The 15,718-nt window shown below is 68.1% G+C and carries 15 protein-coding genes and 1 pseudogene; 5 read left to right on the top strand and 11 right to left on the bottom strand.

Features of this window, described 5'->3' with window-relative positions; genetic code table 11:
* Positions 1–104 precede the first annotated feature (104 nt).
* The 5 genes from hpaH to RF646_RS05915 form a co-directional block, all read right to left on the bottom strand.
* Complete coding sequence (gene hpaH, locus RF646_RS05935; RefSeq protein WP_131333745.1) at positions 105–890, bottom strand: 2-oxo-hept-4-ene-1,7-dioate hydratase; 786 nt, start codon at positions 888–890, stop codon at positions 105–107.
* Between the two features lie 36 nt (positions 891–926).
* Positions 927–2,093 (bottom strand): 3,4-dihydroxyphenylacetate 2,3-dioxygenase, encoded by a 1,167-nt coding sequence (gene hpaD / locus RF646_RS05930; RefSeq protein WP_368835459.1) that lies wholly within the window; start codon positions 2,091–2,093, stop codon positions 927–929.
* Between the two features lie 48 nt (positions 2,094–2,141).
* Positions 2,142–3,677 carry a 5-carboxymethyl-2-hydroxymuconate semialdehyde dehydrogenase gene (hpaE, locus tag RF646_RS05925; protein WP_368835458.1) on the bottom strand — a complete coding sequence of 512 codons (1,536 nt, stop codon included), beginning with the start codon at positions 3,675–3,677 and terminating at the stop codon, positions 2,142–2,144.
* 110 nt (positions 3,678–3,787) lie between these two features.
* Positions 3,788–4,483, bottom strand: coding sequence for a GntR family transcriptional regulator (locus RF646_RS05920; RefSeq protein ID WP_368835457.1), 696 nt, complete (start codon positions 4,481–4,483; stop codon positions 3,788–3,790).
* A 28-nt stretch (positions 4,484–4,511) separates the two neighbouring features.
* On the bottom strand, positions 4,512–6,038 hold the full coding sequence (locus RF646_RS05915; protein WP_368835456.1) for a fumarylacetoacetate hydrolase family protein: 1,527 nt from the start codon (positions 6,036–6,038) through the stop codon (positions 4,512–4,514).
* A 150-nt stretch (positions 6,039–6,188) separates the two neighbouring features.
* On the opposite strand from RF646_RS05915, the gene RF646_RS05910 reads away from it, so the two are divergent.
* Both RF646_RS05910 and RF646_RS05905 read left to right on the top strand, forming a co-directional pair.
* Positions 6,189–6,533, top strand: a complete 345-nt coding sequence (locus RF646_RS05910; protein WP_368835455.1) for a hypothetical protein — start codon at positions 6,189–6,191, stop codon at positions 6,531–6,533.
* Positions 6,534–6,716: 183 nt separating this feature from the next.
* On the top strand, positions 6,717–8,603 hold the full coding sequence (locus RF646_RS05905; protein ID WP_368835454.1) for an FAD-binding monooxygenase: 1,887 nt from the start codon (positions 6,717–6,719) through the stop codon (positions 8,601–8,603).
* Positions 8,604–8,655: 52 nt separating this feature from the next.
* On the opposite strand, the gene RF646_RS05900 is transcribed toward RF646_RS05905, so the two are convergent.
* The 3 genes and pseudogenes from RF646_RS05900 to RF646_RS05890 all read right to left on the bottom strand — a co-directional run bounded on the left by RF646_RS05900 (position 8,656) and on the right by RF646_RS05890 (position 10,991).
* A complete protein-coding gene (locus RF646_RS05900) occupies positions 8,656–9,591 on the bottom strand; it encodes an encapsulin (RefSeq protein WP_368835509.1) in 936 nt (311 codons plus the stop codon).
* A pseudogene (locus RF646_RS05895) lies at positions 9,574–9,863 on the bottom strand (Dyp-type peroxidase); the annotation flags it as partial. The pseudogene RF646_RS05895 and the gene RF646_RS05900, both read right to left, overlap by 18 nt.
* Positions 9,864–9,977: 114 nt before the next feature.
* On the bottom strand, positions 9,978–10,991 hold the full coding sequence (locus tag RF646_RS05890) for an NAD(P)H-dependent flavin oxidoreductase (RefSeq protein ID WP_368835453.1): 1,014 nt from the start codon (positions 10,989–10,991) through the stop codon (positions 9,978–9,980).
* Positions 10,992–11,073: 82 nt separating this feature from the next.
* Here RF646_RS05890 and RF646_RS05885 point away from each other — a divergent pair, with 82 nt between their 5' ends.
* Positions 11,074–11,508: an NUDIX domain-containing protein gene (locus RF646_RS05885; protein WP_368835452.1), complete on the top strand. Its 435-nt coding sequence runs from the start codon at positions 11,074–11,076 to the stop codon at positions 11,506–11,508.
* Between the two features lie 258 nt (positions 11,509–11,766).
* Here RF646_RS05885 and surE read toward each other — a convergent pair whose 3' ends face one another.
* Positions 11,767–12,624, bottom strand: coding sequence for a 5'/3'-nucleotidase SurE (gene surE / locus RF646_RS05880; protein WP_144997753.1), 858 nt, complete (start codon positions 12,622–12,624; stop codon positions 11,767–11,769).
* Positions 12,625–12,843: 219 nt separating this feature from the next.
* The gene (locus RF646_RS05875; protein ID WP_064847129.1) at positions 12,844–13,806 is read right to left on the bottom strand and encodes a 1-phosphofructokinase family hexose kinase; all 963 of its coding nucleotides are present in this window, start codon (positions 13,804–13,806) and stop codon (positions 12,844–12,846) included.
* Between the two features lie 61 nt (positions 13,807–13,867).
* On the opposite strand from RF646_RS05875, the gene RF646_RS05870 reads away from it, so the two are divergent.
* Complete coding sequence (locus tag RF646_RS05870) at positions 13,868–14,347, top strand: GNAT family N-acetyltransferase (protein WP_035965631.1); 480 nt, start codon at positions 13,868–13,870, stop codon at positions 14,345–14,347.
* 63 nt (positions 14,348–14,410) lie between these two features.
* Here the strand turns inward: RF646_RS05870 and RF646_RS05865 are convergent, their stop codons facing one another.
* On the bottom strand, positions 14,411–14,830 hold the full coding sequence (locus tag RF646_RS05865) for a ChaB family protein (protein WP_144997750.1): 420 nt from the start codon (positions 14,828–14,830) through the stop codon (positions 14,411–14,413).
* A gap of 259 nt (positions 14,831–15,089) precedes the next feature.
* Between RF646_RS05865 and RF646_RS05860 the strand changes: the two genes are divergently transcribed.
* On the top strand, positions 15,090–15,584 hold the full coding sequence (locus RF646_RS05860; protein WP_167319000.1) for an Hsp20/alpha crystallin family protein: 495 nt from the start codon (positions 15,090–15,092) through the stop codon (positions 15,582–15,584).
* Positions 15,585–15,718: the final 134 nt, after the last annotated feature.

Here is a 15,718-nt window from a genome sequence, read left to right as displayed (position 1 = left end):
CACCGGCTGATCGTCAGAGGCCAGCGGGAAGAGGTCCTTGAGGCTCGGCAGCACACCGGGCAGGTTGGGAGCGTCCTCCGCGCGGAACGCGTGGATCAGATCGTTCACTCGAACCGACATGTGATGGCCCCCAGATCTCCGTAATCGGCGTGCACGGTGTCCCCGGGGTGGACCCACATGGGCTTGGTGAAGGAACCGGCCAGCACGATGCTTCCGGCGGGCAGGGTGTCGTCGTGCGCGGCGAGCTTGTTGGCCAGCCACGCCACACCGTTCGCGGGGTGGTTGAGCACGGCCGCGGCCACGCCGGTGTCCTCGAGACTCTCGTTGCGGTACAGCAGCGCGGAGACCCAGCGCAGGTCCACGGAGTCCGGAGCTACGGGGTTACCGCCGTAGACCATCCCACCCAGTGCCGCGTTGTCCGAGATGGTGTCCACGATCGTGCGACCCTCCATCTCGAGGCGCGAACTGAGGATCTCCAGCGCCGGGACCACGTACTCGGTCGCGCGCAGGACGTCGAAGATGGTCACGTTCGGCCCGGTCAGCTCGTCCCGGAGCACGAACGCGAGTTCCACCTCGATGCGCACGTTCGAGTACTGGTCGTGGCGGATCACGGAGCCGTTCTCGTACACCTGGTCCGCGAAGATCGCCCCGTAGTCCGGTTCGGTGATGCCCGTGGCCTCCTGCATGACCTTGGACGTCAGCCCGATCTTGCGCCCCACCAGCCGACGTCCGGCGGCCTCGCTGCGGCGGCGCCACTCGTTCTGCACCGCGTAGGAATCCTCCACGGTCATCTCCGGGTACTGCTGCGTGAGCCGCGGAATCATGGTGCGCTCGCGCTCGGCCGCGGCCAGATCGTCCGCGATCTTAGTGATGCGTTCCTTCTCCAGCATGGTGTTTCCCTCGCGTTGGTCGTGGAAGCCGAACGATCAGAGCTGGTGACCCAGCTTGTACTCGCCCTTCTTCCACTCGGGCATGGACTCCTCGCCCTCGGAGGGGCGGGTGTAGGAGAAGCCGTCCGCGCCGATGGTCGCCGCGAGCTCGGACTCCTCGGTGCGGGCCACGACCTCCTGCGGGTTGCCGTCCAGGTCCAGCACGAGGGAGGCGTCCGTGTACCAGGACGGAACCACGGGGGTGCCCCACCAGTCGCGACGCTGGTTGTCGTGGACATCCCACGTGACCACGGGGTTGTCCGGGTCACCCGTGTAGTAGTCCTGCGTGTAGATCTCCACGCGGTGACCGTCCGGGTCGCGCAAGTACAGGTAGAAGGCGTTGGACACGCCGTGGCGGCCGGGGCCGCGCTCGATCATGTCCGAGCGGCGCAGCGCACCGAGCTTGTCGCAGATCGCCAGGATGTTGTGCTTCTCGTGGGTGGAGAAGGCCACGTGGTGCATCCGGGGACCGTCGCCGCCGGTCATGGCGGTGTCGTGCACGGTGGGCTTGCGGCGCATCCACGCGGCGTACACCGTGCCCTGCTCGTCCTGGATGTCCTCGGTCACGCGGAAGCCCAGGTCCTGCATGAACTTGGTAGCGCGGGGAACGTCCGGGGTGACCTGGTTGAAGTGGTCCAGGCGCACCAGGGCACCCGGGGTGTAGAGGTCGTAGCGCCAGGCCAGGCGCTCCACGTGCTCCACGTCGTGGAAGAACTCGTACGGGAAGCCCAGGGGGTCCTCCACGCGCACCGACTCGCCGATGCCCTTGGTGAAGCCCTCCGCGCGGCGTTCCACGCGGCAGCCGAGCTCCTCGTAGAAAGCCACGGCCTTGTCCAGGTCCTCGGGGGTGTGCACACGGTAAGAGAACGCGGCCACGGCGGCCACGGGGCCCTGGCGCAGCACCAGGTTGTGGTGGATGAACTCCTCGATCGAACGCAGGTAGATGGTGTTCTCGTCCTCCTCCGTGACCGTGAGCCCCAGCACGTCCACGTAGAACTCGCGAGACTTCACGAGGTCCGTGACCACGAGTTCCATGTACGCGCAGCGCAGGATGTCCGGCGCGGGCACGGACGGGGTCGTGATGGGGTTGTCGGTGGTAATCGGAGCTTCCTGCGAAACGTAGAAGCCCGAGGACGTCATTGTCCGATCAGCGGGATTCGTCATGGTGTGTCCTTCTCGTGGGTGGCACCGGGTGGTAGAGGAGGGGGACGCTCAGGCGTCCATTTCTTCGGCGGCGTCTTCCTGCTTGCCGAACACGGGGTTGTGCACCTCGCCCAGGTTGATGTGCACGGCCTGCTGGTCCGTGTAGAAATCGATCGAGCGGTAGCCACCCTCGTGGCCCAGCCCGGACGCCTTCACGCCGCCGAACGGGGTACGCAGGTCACGCACGTTGTTGGAGTTGAGCCACACCATGCCCGCCTCCACGTTCTGCGCGAAGTTGTGGGCACGCTTGAGGTCGCTCGTCCAGATGTAGGCGGCCAGGCCGTACCTGGTGTTGTTGGCCAGCTCCAGGGCTTCTTCCTCGGTGTCGAACGGCGTGATCGCCACGACCGGGCCGAAGATCTCCTCCTGAAAGATCCGGGCGTCCGGCTTGACGTCCACGAACACCGTGGGGGCCACGTAGTTACCGGTCTCGAAGCCCTCGGGGCGACCGCCACCGGCCACCAGACGGGCCTCCTGCTTGCCGATCTCCACGTAGGACATGACCTTCTCGTAGTGCTCGGGGTGCACGAGCGCGCCCACCTCGGTGGACGGGTCCGAGGGCAGACCCACCTTCACGCGCTTGGCCTGGGCCGCGTAGCGTTCCACGAACTCGTCGTAGATCCCGCACTGGACCAGGATGCGCGAACCCGCGGTGCAGCGTTCGCCGTTGAGGGAGAACACACCGAAGATCGTGGCGTTGATCGCGCCCTCCAGATCGGCGTCGTCGAACACCACGGCCGGGGACTTGCCGCCCAGCTCCATGGACAGACCCTTGAGGAAGGGCGCGGCGTTGCCGAAGATGATCTGCCCGGTGCGGGACTCGCCCGTGAACGAGATCAGCGGGACGTCCGGGTGCTTGACCAGCGAGTCGCCGGCGTAGCCTTCCTCGCCGAAGCCGTTGACCAGGTTGAACACACCGGCCGGGATACCGGCCTCCTCGAAGATGCCGGGCCACAGGGACGCGGACAGGGGCGTGAACTCGGCCGGCTTGAGCACCACGGTGTTGCCCGTGGCCAGGGCCGGACCCAGCTTCCAGGACTCGAGCATGAACGGGGTGTTCCACGGGGTGATCAACCCGGCCACACCGATCGGCTTGCGGTTGACGTAGTTCACCTGGCGGCCGGGGACCTTGTAGGCGTCGTCGATCTGGGCGACGATCAGGTCCGCGAAGAAGCGGAAGTTCTCCGCGGCGCGGCGCGCCTGACCCAGGGCCTGGGTGATGGGCAGACCGGAATCGTAGGACTCCATGGCGGCGAGCTGGCCACCGCGGGACTCCACGATGTCCGCGATCTTGTGCAGCACCCGCGAGCGCTCACGGGGCAGCATCTTGGGCCAGGGCCCCTCGTCGAACGCCTTCTTAGCTGCGGCCACGGCGGCCTCGATGTCCGCCTTCTTACCGGAGGCGGCCTTGATATAGGGCTTGTTGGTCACGGGGTTGAGCACCTCGAACGTGTCCCCGTCCACGGAATCCACCCATTCGCCGTTGACGTAGTGGCGGATGGAATCGGGAAGGTTCTCGGGCGTGGTCTCCTGCAGAGCTGCCATGGGATGACTCCTCCAGTCGGTGACTTCTGACGGGTTGCTTCTGATTGCGTGTTCTTGATGGACCGGGTGCGCCCGGCCGGCGGCCCGATCGGTACGGGTGGGTCGGTGGTTCACGAGCTCCGGCGCTGCGGCTCCTCGTGGGTGTCGGCGCGGCTGCTGAGGTAGCTGCGAAGGGTCGCGGAACGGTGCTGGCGCACGGCGCGCTCCACGGCGTCGGCCGGGGCGCGGGTCTCGATGAGGTGCAGGATGTGGTAGTGCTCGTTGACCGAGGCGCGCGCACGTTCGGGGATGAACGAGAACGTGGAGGTGCGCAGGTGGTTGAGCCGTTCCCACTCGACCATCACGAGGTCGTTGAGACGTTCGTTGGGGCACCGGCACGCGAGCACCCGGTGGAACTCGTGGTTGGTCTCGGTGAACGCCTGCGGGTCGAAGTTCTTCAGGGACGCCTCCAGGGAGACGTTGAGCTGGCGGGCGCGCGCGAGGTCCGCCGCGGTCATGTGTTCCGCGGACAGCGCGGTGGCCGCACCCTCCAACAGACCGAGGGTCTCCATGCTGTAGCGGTACTGCTCACCGTTGACCATGGACACACGCGCACCCACGTTGCGCTCGAAGGTCACGAGGCCCTCCGCCTCGAGCCGCCGGATGGCCTCGCGCACGGGCACCACGGACATCTCCAGGGCCTCCGCGATGCTCGCGAGCACCAGGCGGTAGCCGGGCGAGAACGCCTGGGTCATGATCTGGCTCTTGATCCAGTCGTAGGCACGCTGGGCCTTGCTGGGGGCCCCGGTGGCCGTGGTCGTGGTCATGGTTTCCTCGGTTCGATGGGGGTGTCGGTCAGTCGTCGGAGGCGGGGTGTTCCGCCAACCACTGCTGGAATTCTTCCTTCCACTGCCCCGTGGGCGGGAAGAGTCCCTTGACGGGGTTGCCCTCGGCGACGCGCTCGGCCACCCAGGCGTCCTCGCGCTCCTTGGCCAGGGCGGCGTCCACGACGTCCTCGGCGAGCTCGCGCGGGATCACGATGACGCCGTCGTCGTCACCCACGATCACGTCACCGGGCAGCACGGTCGCGTTGCCGCACGCCACGGCGACGTCCTGGTCCCACGGGACGTGTCGGCGGCCCAGCACCGCGGGGTGCGCGGTCTGCGCGAAGACGGGCAACCCGATCTCGGCGACGGCCGCGTAGTCGCGCACACCGCCGTCGCTGACCACTCCCGCCGCGCCGTTGAACTTGGCGCGCAGCGCGAGGATGTCACCGAGCGTGCCGGAACCTGCCGCCCCGCGGGCCTCGATCACGATCACCTCACCCGGGCCGACGGCGTCGAAGACCTGCTTCTGCACGTTGTACCCGCCGCCGTGGGACGTGAAGAGATCCTCGCGGCTGGGCACGAAGCGCAGGGTCCTGGCCGTGCCGACCATCGCGGTGCCGGGCGTCTGCGGGTACACGCCTTCGATCACCACGTTGTTGAGTCCGCGCTTGCGCAGCTCCGCGGACAGCCCGGCCGTGGGCGCCTTCTCGAGCTTGGCGCGCAACGCCTCGGGCAGTGCCGCGGCGTCGGAGTCCGGCAGACCCGCGGCCTCGCGGGAACCCCACGCCTCCTCGCGCTGCTTGTCGTCCACGGCGGGCATGGCGCCCAGCCCCTCGTCGAAGCTCTCGTCACCCTCGGTCACGTGGCTGATCAGGCGGCCCGACGACGGCGCTCCCGCCACCTCCGGCGCGTCCACCTCGATCTCCACGACGTCCCCGGGCTGTGCGACCGAGGAACCGGCGGGGGTGCCCGTGAGGATCACGTCCCCCTCCTCGAGGGTCAGGTGCTGGGAGAGGTCCGCCACGAACTGGGCGAGCGGGAAGATCATGTTTTCCGCCGCAGTGGTGTCCTCCTGGACCAGCTCACCGTTGCGCCACGTGCGCACGCGCAACTGCTCCGGGGAGATCTCGCGGGCGTCGATCAGGGAGGGGCCCAGCGACGTGTAGCCGTCACGTCCCTTGTTGCGCAGGTTCGAGCCCTTGTCCGCGGCGCGCAGGTCGTAGAGACCCCAGTCGTTGGCGGCGGTCACGGAGGCCACGTGGGACCACGCGTCCTCGAGGGAGACGTTCTTCGCGGGCGTCCCGATCACCAGGGCGATCTCGCCCTCGAACGCGAGCAGCTCGGTGCCGGCGGGGCGTTCCACCGCGGCGCCCGAACCACCCAGCGAGCTCGCGGGCTTGAGGAAGTAGGACGGGACGGCGGGCTTGCGACCGCGCTGCGCCGCACGGGACTCGTAGGCCACGTGCACCGCGATGATCTTGCCCGGATGCACGGGAACCGGCTGTCCAGGGGCTCCGGATGAAGCCTGCTGAGCGTTCTGGGGGTTCTCGGTCACGGCCACTGCCTCCTCGTCAGAATGTTATTTGAAATCGTATATTATCCATATATTCTGGGCAAGTGGCGCGGATCACATCATCTCCCCCTGGGACACCCGGGCGGCGCACCCACCCCAGAGAACCAGACTCGCCGGACGAAGGAGTCACACATGGCGACCCACGATCCCATCGCCCACGAAACAACGGCCAGAAGTGCCACGCGGCGTCGTGAGCAGCGCAAGGTCGTGGCCGGAACCATCATCGGTACCAGTATCGAGTGGTACGACTTCTTCCTCTTAGCCTCCGCCGCGGGACTCGTGTTCAACCACTTATTCTTCAAGCCCATAGACCCCCAGGCGGCCACTCTTATGGCCTTCGCCACAGTGGGGCTGAGCTTCCTCTTCCGCCCCTCGGGGCGTTCCTCGCACGGCCCCTCGTTTCCGTATTCCCGTGCACCCGGGAGGACCATGGGGCTGGAATTGTTACCCAGAACACAGATCGTATATGATCCGTGACACACTCTTTCGACGCCACCGAACCACCCCGGGGCGGGCAGCGTGGCCCGCACCCGCCGTACGGATCTCACCGGTGGAACCGCACAGGACGGACGCCGCCCCGCGGCACGTCCGCGACTCGGACCCGGATCCCGGACCCTGCGGGAACACCCTGCGAGATCACCGCACAAGCCAGGAGAAGGCATGTTATTTCACCAGAACGGATACGTCTCCGAGGATCCCCGGATCGAGGAGCCCCGCGGCTGCGGCGTGGACCGCCCCGAGGACCTGACCGACACCATGGACGTGCTGATCGTGGGCACGGGACCGGCGGGTGTGATCGCGGCGGCACAGCTGTCCCAGTACCCGGACGTCAACACGCGCATGATCGAGCGCCGTCCGGACCGGTTGGAGATCGGCCAGGCGGACGGTATTCAGGCCCGCAGCGTGGAGACCTTCCAGGCTTTCGGTTTCGCGGAGGAGATCACGCAGGAGGCGTACCACCTGCGCGAGATGTGCTTCTGGAACCCGGACCCCACCAACCCCCAGAACATCGTGCGCACCGGCCGCCCCGCGGATGACCCCCACGGCGTGTCCGAGTTCCCGCACCTGATCGTGAACCAGGCCCGCGTGCTGGACTACTTCCTGCGCTCGGCCGAACGCGGCCCGGCCCGGATCACCCCCAACTACGGCATCGAGTTCGTGAACCTGGAGATCGACCAGGACCAGGAGTACCCCGTGGCCGTGACCGTGCGCTACGCCGCCGGTGAGCGCGAGGGCGAGGAGCGCACGGTGCGCGCCAAGTACGTCTTCGGGTGCGACGGCGCGTCCTCCCGCGTGCGCAAGGCGATCGGTCGCACGCTCAGCGGCCAGGGCGCCCACCACGCGTGGGGCGTCATGGACGTGCTCGCCAACACCGATTTCCCGGACATCCGCACCAAGTGCGCGATCAACTCCGTGAACGGCTCCATCCTGCTGATCCCGCGCGAAGGCGGGCTGCTGTTCCGCATGTACGTGGATCTGGGCGAGGTCCCCGAGGACGACAACCACGAGATCCGCAAGACCCCGGTGGAGGAGATCATCCGCCGCGCGAACAAGATCCTCAACCCCTACAGCGTGGACGTGAAGTCCGTGGCCTGGTCCTCCGTGTACGAGGTGGGCCACCGCCTCACGGACCACTTCGACGACGTCGACACCGAGGACCGCGGCACCCGCGTGCCCCGCGTGTTCATCGCCGGGGACGCGTGTCACACCCACTCCGCCAAGGCCGGCCAGGGCATGAACGTGTCCATGCAGGACGGCTGGAACCTGGGCTGGAAGCTCGGGGCCGTGCTCTCCGGGCGCGCGGACGAGTCCCTGCTGGACACCTACTCCGAGGAACGTCAGGTGATCGCCAAGAACCTGATCGACTTCGACCGTGAGTGGTCCACCCTCATGGCCACCCCCCAGGACAAGCTGCCGGATCCCACGTACCTCGAGGACTTCTACGTGAAGACCGCGGAGTTCCCGGCCGGGTTCATGACCGAGTACCAGCCGTCCCTGATCACGGCGGGTACCGACCACCAGGACTTCGCCGAGGGCTACCCGGTGGGTAAGCGCTTCAAGTCCGCCCGCGTCCAGCGCGTGTGCGATTCCATGGTCGTGCACCAGGGTCACGAGGCCACCGCGGACGGGCGCTGGCGCATCCACGTCTTCGCGGACAGCGCCGTGGCCGGGGCGGATTCCCCCACCACCGCGTTCGCCGAGTGGTGGCAGAACGATCCTTCATCCCCGCTCGTGGCGCTGCGCCGTGATGACGACGGCGATGCCACCCTCTTCGACGTGGACGTCACCTACCAGCAGCCCTACACGGACGTCGACATCACCAAGGTGCCGCGCGCGTTCAAGCCGCAGGTGGGCCCGTTCGAGCTGAACTACTGGGAGCGCGTCTACGCCGCGATCCCCGGCGAGGACGTCTTCGACGTGCGCACGATCAGCCGCGACGGCGCCGTCGTGGTGGTCCGCCCGGATCACTACGTGGCCGCAGTCCTGCCGCTCGACGCGACCGACGAACTCACCGAGTTCTTCGGGAAGTTCCTGCGCAAGAACTGACCCTGCCCCCCGGGGGTTACTCCCGGGGGCCGTGACGAGGCCCGGGCCGGGCTCAGCGGGTGATGACCACGCTCGCCTCGGACGTGTTGACCCGGAACGTGAGGGTCTCCCGGAAGTAGAGGTCCACGGTCTCCGCGGTGTGGGACGAGTAGCCGATCGCGGCGTCCAGGCCCAGGTGCAGTTCGGTCTTGGCGCGGGCCACGGCGTCCACGTCCGTGCGCCGGACCGTGAACGGAGCGCGCAGTTCCACCACGCGCACCATGCGGCGCTGCAGGGCCTGGATGCAGGGGGCGTCCGCGGTCAGGTCGCTCACGTGGCCTGTTCCCAGTGCTGAGAACTCGGTGCCCGCGGGGTCCGCGTCCGGGGCGCCGTCGCGCGGGGGCACCGTGGTCGGGTCATCCGGGAAGGAACGCGGCGGCGCGAAGAACAGGGAGCCCGTGACCGCGGTGGAGAAGTCCAGGATGCGGTCGTAGGTGCCCGGAGGGTCGCCCAGGAACATGTCCTCGAGCATGGTCTCCGCGACGCCCGGATCCGCGGCGTAGCTGATGAAGTACGTGCCGAACTCCTCGGTGCCCACGCGACCGAACGGCACGTTGTCACGTATGATCTCGCAGGCCCGGCCGTCCACGTCGTCGAGGTCGTTGAGGGCCACGTGCGAGTTGGCGGGCTTGTCCTCGTCCGAGAGCTCGATGTCCTCGAGCTTGGTTCGCCCGATCACCAGCTTCTGCTCCGTGACGGACAGTGCCTCCCACGCGCCCATGTCGTGGAGGTACTTCTGCACGTGCACGTAGCTGCCGCCGCGGCAGGTCGGGTCCTGGTCACCCACGACCGCGACCGTGAACGCGTCCTCGTCCTCCGGGTTCGCGGCGCCGTCCACGAAACCCAGCAGATCGCGTTCCTCGAAGAACGTGAAGCCCTGTACCTCGTCCACCACGTCCACGTGCGGGCCCAGGCGCTTCATGAGGTGCTTGGCCAGCTCGAAGCACATGTCCTGGGAGACCGCGCGCAAGTGGATCAGCAGGTCCCCGGGGTGGACACGGCCGCGTGCACAGGACCCACGATCTCCGGGAACGGGTGCAGGCCCTTGGGGCGGGGCGCATCGTAGAGCCGGTCCCACGCATCGGAGCCGATACCGACCGCGCACAACAGGTCACTCGTGGGGACGCGGAACGAGACCGCCTTGGTGAGGTCCGAGACGTCCGTGAGGATGTCCGCGACCTCCGCCTCCGATCCCTCCTTGATGGTCAGGACCAGGAACATCGCGGACTTGGCCGGGGCGGCCACGATCTTCTGAGTGGGCATGGGCTCTCGGTGGGTGGGCGGGTTTGCTGTCCTTCCCACGCTAACCCTCGGGGACCGTCCCGCGGCAGTGGGTCACAACCCCCGGAAGAGTTCCACGATCTCCGCCGCGCTCGTGTGCCGGCACGCGCCGAAACCGGTGCCCGCCCACAGGTTCAGCCCCTCGGCGTCGCCCGCGGACGCGGCCCGCAGCGGCGCCGTCATGTAATGCACCTGCGGGTAACCACTCACCTGCGCAGATCCGAGTCGGTCGGTGAACCCATTACGCAGGGCGCGGGCCCAGCGGCCCGAGAACGCCCGCGTGACCACGGTGTCCCTGCCCCCGCTGTTCAGCAGGGCCTCCCGGTGGGCGGGTTTGGTCCCCGCTTCCCGCGCGGTGAGGAACAGGGTGCCCACTTGCACCGCCACGGCTCCGCGGCCGAGCAGGTCCGCGGCGTCCTCGCGACTCGCGATCCCGCCCGCGGCGATCAACGGGATCTCGCTCAACTCACGCGCCTGGTCGAGCAGTTCCGCGGTGCTGATGTCCTCCGGGGTCGTGGCCTGGCCGTGTGTGGCCCGGTGTCCGCCCGCTTCGCGGCCCTGCACCACGATCGCGTCCGGTGCGAGTTCCACCGCGGCCTCGACTTCCCGCGCGTCCGTGGCATTGAGGACGACGACGCTGCCCGCCTCACGCAACCGCGCGACGTCGGCCGCTCCCGGCAGTCCGAACGTGAGCGAGACGAGGGGCACGGGGTTGGCCACGAGGTGATCCAGCTTGGCCGGGTAGTCGTCATCCGTGAACGGGCCCGGCTGCGGTGCGGGGACGTCCAGGTCGGCGGCCACGGGGGCGAGGGCTCGCGCGTACGCCTCGAGCTGCTCCGGATCGGAGGGGTCCCGTTCGGGGACGAAGAGGTTGACCCCGAAGTGGTCCGTGCGTGCGGCGACCTCACGGATCTCCTCCGCCATGGCACTCGCGGATTTGTAACCCGCGGCCAGCATCCCCAGTCCGCCCGCTTCCGCCACGGCCACGGCGAGCGCGGGGGTCGAGGGGCCACCCGCCATGGGTGCCTGCACCACGGGTACGGACAGATCATGCAGAGGGTTCGTCATCGTGGCTCCTTATAGTGGGGGCGTGCCGGATTCCCATGATGCCAGTCCCCTCACCAGCGCCGACAGGTCCCCCTCACGTCCCGTGATCAAGGTGACCGGTGTGGTGCTGCGGCGCGCCTCGGACGGGGCGGTCCTGACCGTGCGCAAGCGTTCGACCGGGATGTTCATGTTCCCCGGGGGCAAGCCGGAGGGGGACGAGACACCGCTGGAGACCGGGATCCGCGAGGTCCGGGAGGAACTGGGGATCTCGCTGACCCCGGAGCAGTTGCGCCCCGTGGGGGAATGGCACTCGGATGCCGCGAACGAACCCGGCCACGGACTGCACAGTCACGTGTTCGTGAGCACCGTGCCGCTCACCGACACCCCCGTGCCTGCAGCGGAGATCGTGGAACTGCGGTGGCAGCCCCTCGCGGGTGCGGAGGACGTCACGGACCTCGCTCCCCTGGCCCGGTTGCATGCTCTCCCGGCGCTGCGTGCCGCGTCCAGCGGGGCATGTGTCTCCGGCCGCGAGTCGTGAGGTGCGCGGAGGCCACCGGCAAATTGTGAGGCACGTTGAGGCCCACCGCGGATTCTCAGGCGTTCCAAAGCCACTTAACCGCCCGAATACTGGCTTCCGCATGCCCAAAATTTTGGGACTGGATTCCGCGTGCCCAAGGGTTTGCGAGGGTCACATGGGCGGGCATTCCCGGGGCGGGTCAGCGGGGCATTCCCGGGGCGGGTCACTGGGGTATCGCCGTTTCACTATGTTCCACGCCGCGACAGCAGGGGCGCCGGGTCACGTGCGGCGCATGACCGTGGCGGCGTCCACGGTGACGTCGTCGAGGGGGGCGGGTGCGGCGTCGTCGGCGGAGGGATCGCGGGGGGTGATGCCCAGGGCGTCGGGTGCAATGGTGCGCAGGGTCTGGTGGGGGTCGTCCACTGGGGCGCGCAGCAGGGTGGCCGTGGCCCAGCCGTGGGTGAGGAGGTAGTGGTCGCTGTCGGGTTCCTCCGGGCCAGTCTCGGCGCTGTAGGTGACGGCGATGTGCTTCTCGTCCCCGCGGCCGATCTGCGCCTGCACCGCGCCGAAGCCCGCCAGCCGCGCGGGTTTGAGTCCACGGAGGCGTTCGGGGGCGACGTCGGGGACGTTGATGTTGAGGATCCACTCGTCGAACGGACGGGTCTCCCATCGCTCGAGCGCGAACCGGGTGACCAGGTGTGCGGTGTCCCAGTGCTGCGGCGCGCCGGACGTGATGGACACCGCGATGCCGGGGATCCCGTGGGACGCGGCCGTCAGGACCGCCCCCACGGTGCCGGAATGCAATGTGGCCTTGCCCGTGTTCGCGCCCAGGTTGACCCCCGAGAGCACGAGATCGGGCCGCTGTCCGAACGCACCATAGGACGCCAGGAACGCGATCAATGCGGGCGCGGCCTTCACGCCCACGCAGTCCACGTCGCGCGGCATCCCGGGCGGCGCGGCTGCGACGAGCGCGATCCGGCCGTCGATCTCCTCCCCGGACAGGGAGGAACTCGCACCCGAGTACTCCTCGGCAGGTGCGGCCACCTTCACCGTGTGCCCTCGATCCAGTGCGGCGCGCACCAGAACCGCGAGCCCCGGGGACGAGATGCCGTCGTCATTGGTGACCAGGATGTGCATGTGCACCATGGTGACACGCGCCCGTCACGCGGACCAGAGCCCGGTATTCGGGCCAGGCCACCCAGGAGGACCAACCCGGTCACGCTTCACACGGGCCGAACTGCCCGCGACCACGTCCGGTCAGGGTGCACTGGGCGTCAGACCGAACTGCTCGGCGCGTCGAGCCGGAGCCGGGTCGTGGCACCGAATCGGAGAGCCACAGGTCAAGCACCCGGAACGTCAGGACAGCGTGCGCACCGTGATCTCGCGGGCGAACTTCTCGATGGTCGTGCGGTTGCCGGTCCCCAGGCCGCGGCGCGCCACGTTCAGCGCTCCCGCTGATGCACCGAGGGCCACGGCCTCCACGAGATCGAAACCGCGCGCCAGACCCACCGAGATCCCCGCGGTCATCGAGTCCCCCGCCCCTCGGTGGTCCAGCGGTGTGATGGACGGCGCGGAGACCTCCCGCACGGAATCCTTCTCCACGAGCAGCGCGGGGTCCTTGGCGCGTGAGATCACCACGGCGCCCGCACCGCGTTCGAGCAGCATGTGTCCGGCGCTCACCAGGGCCTCCGCGGTGTCCTCCGCGACGAGCTCGAGATCGAGCACCTCTTCGTGGCTGATCTTGAGCACGTCCACGTTCGCCGCCACGGCCGCCAGTGCGGGCTTGCCGCTGAGGTCCGCGACCACGGTGGTCCCGGCATCCCGCGTGTCCCGGATAAGGCGGCCGAAGAACGACGCCGGCACCACGTCCCCGGGTTCGGCCCCGGTGACCGTGAGGACGTCCGAGGCGAGCGCGTCCACGAACGCCGTGCCGTAGAGATCGTCCAGTTCATGGCGGGAGAGCTCCGGGGGCGGCATATGGGCCACGGTCTCCCGGTCCTCGCCGCGCAGGTCGTAGACGTATCCGCCGTTGCCGTACCCGTAGCGCACAGCATTGACCTGCATGCCCAACCCGTCCAGCATGGTGCGGATCAGCGAGCCCAGTTCCCCACCGAACGGCCCGCTCACGGACACGTCCGCCCCCAGCGACCCGGCCATCCGGGCCACCCACAGCCCCTGCCCGCCGGGGTGCATATGCACGTCCGACTCGTGGGAACTACGGTTACGATGCGCAGCCGGTTCCGTGATTTCCGTGATCAGCAGCGGAGTGGGAACCAGGATGGAGATACGCGGCTTGGGGCCGGGGCGGGTCTCGGTCACGAACGAAAGCTACATGACACGGGCGCTGGTGAACAGCACACCAAGGTGTCACCATGGTGGGATGAACGTCACCGCACCGGTTCGTATCGTGGAAGGTCAGGCCGCCAGTGAGCACACGCTGCGCGCCCTGAGCGCGTACTTCAGCGAGTTGAACAACCGGATCGACGGCGGTTTCGATCCCGAACTCACCGAGGTCACCGCCCCGGAGGACGTCACTCCGCCGCACGGGGATTTCTTCCTCATGACGGATTTGGTCACGGGCTCGGTCATCGCGTGCGGCGCGGTGCGCAAACTCGACGATGACCGCGTGGAACTGCGCCGGATCTGGGTCACCCCGGAACACCGCGGACAGGGCCACGCGCGCACCCTGGTGCGGGCACTCGAGAACAAGGTGCGCGCTTTCGGCGCCACCACGGCCGTGGTCTCCCTCAACGAGGAGATGACCGAGGGGATCGCGATGTTCCGCAAGCGCGGCTACGAGCCCGTGGATTCCTTCCACGACGCCACCACGGCCTCGGTCTTCCTGGCCCGCCAGTTGTAGACCCACCGATCGCAGGCCAGCAGTCACAAACCCGCAGGGTATGAGCCCGCCGAGCGGTGAACCTCAGTCGCGGGCCTCGCGCGTCTTCTTCCGGTTGGCCTTGTCGATCGCCTCGACCAATTCGTCCTTGGTCATGTCCGAGCGTCCCGTGATGTCCAGTTCCTGGGCGAGTTCGTACAGGTGCTCCTTGCTGGCATTAGCGTCCACCCCGCCGGCGGTGTCCTCCGCGTTCAGACCGCCCTTCTCGGCGCTGTCGTCCGAGGGCCCGTTGTGCTCCTTGGGCTCCCAGTGGTCCCCGACCTTCTCGTGGGTGTGCTTGACGGCCGACCACGCGGTGCGCGCCGCCCGAGCGTCGTCGTGGTATTCCTCCTGCGCCGAGTCGTAGGTCTGCGCGAACGTGTCCTGTGCCTTCTCGTCCGAGCGTTGCAGCGTGGACGGGATCTCGTCCTGACGCGCGTGGCCGTTCTTCTTCGCCTTGGGCACGGGGGCCTCCTCAAAGCGTTCGGGTGTCACTGGTGACTCGATCTTACGCGCCGCCGACGCCGCTGCGACAGGCCCGCCCGCTGCTTGAGTCAGTGCCACTCAGCTTTCGTGCGTCAGTGACTAGCACTTCCGCCGACAGCCTGCTACATTAGACGTTGTTGAGTCACAGAGACTCAAGAAACGTGATGGCTCCACGCGGGTAATCGACCGGATCGCGGGGCACAGCACGTGGGTGCCGCAGAGTGAAGGAGTAATCGTCATGGCTACATTCGACCCGTTCTCCGAGGTCCAGAACTTTGCCAACCAGGTCCTCTCCGGCCGCAACGGCCTGGAGCAGATGCCCATGGACCTCTACCGTCAGGGCGCCAACTATTACCTTGCCGCGGACCTGCCGGGCATCGATCCCACGAGCGTGGACGTGGACGTGGACGGTCAGCTGCTGACCATCCGTGCGCAGCGTCGTCTGCCCTCCGCGGAGAAGGACACCAAGTGGATCGTGCGCGAGCGCCGCAGCCACTCGTTCGTCCGCCAGCTCAACCTGGGCCAGGGCATCGACACGGAGAACATCACCGCCGCGTACGACAACGGCGTGCTGACCGTGACCATCCCCGTGTCCCCCAAGTCCCAGCCGCGCAAGATCCAGGTGGCCACCGGCCAGGAACACCACGACAACGTGGTCCTGGAGCACGACAAGGGCTCGGACGAGGACCGCTCGCAGAACGTGCAGAAGGACTCCGAGGGGTCGCAGGACTGAACAGGGCCGATCAGGACCGACCCTTCACCGGCGCTGACCGGCGAATCCACCCGGTCGGAACAGGCCTGCTCAATCGGGGGCTCACCGCCCCATGACATGAGTGTGCCCCGCAGGTCACCCTGCGGGGCACACTC

The sequence above is a fragment of the Kocuria sp. CPCC 205261 genome, from assembly GCF_040981025.1.
GTDB lineage: Bacteria > Actinomycetota > Actinomycetes > Actinomycetales > Micrococcaceae > Kocuria > Kocuria marina.
Note: the sequence above shows the minus strand (reverse complement) of the source record. Positions and strands in the feature narration are given on the sequence as shown.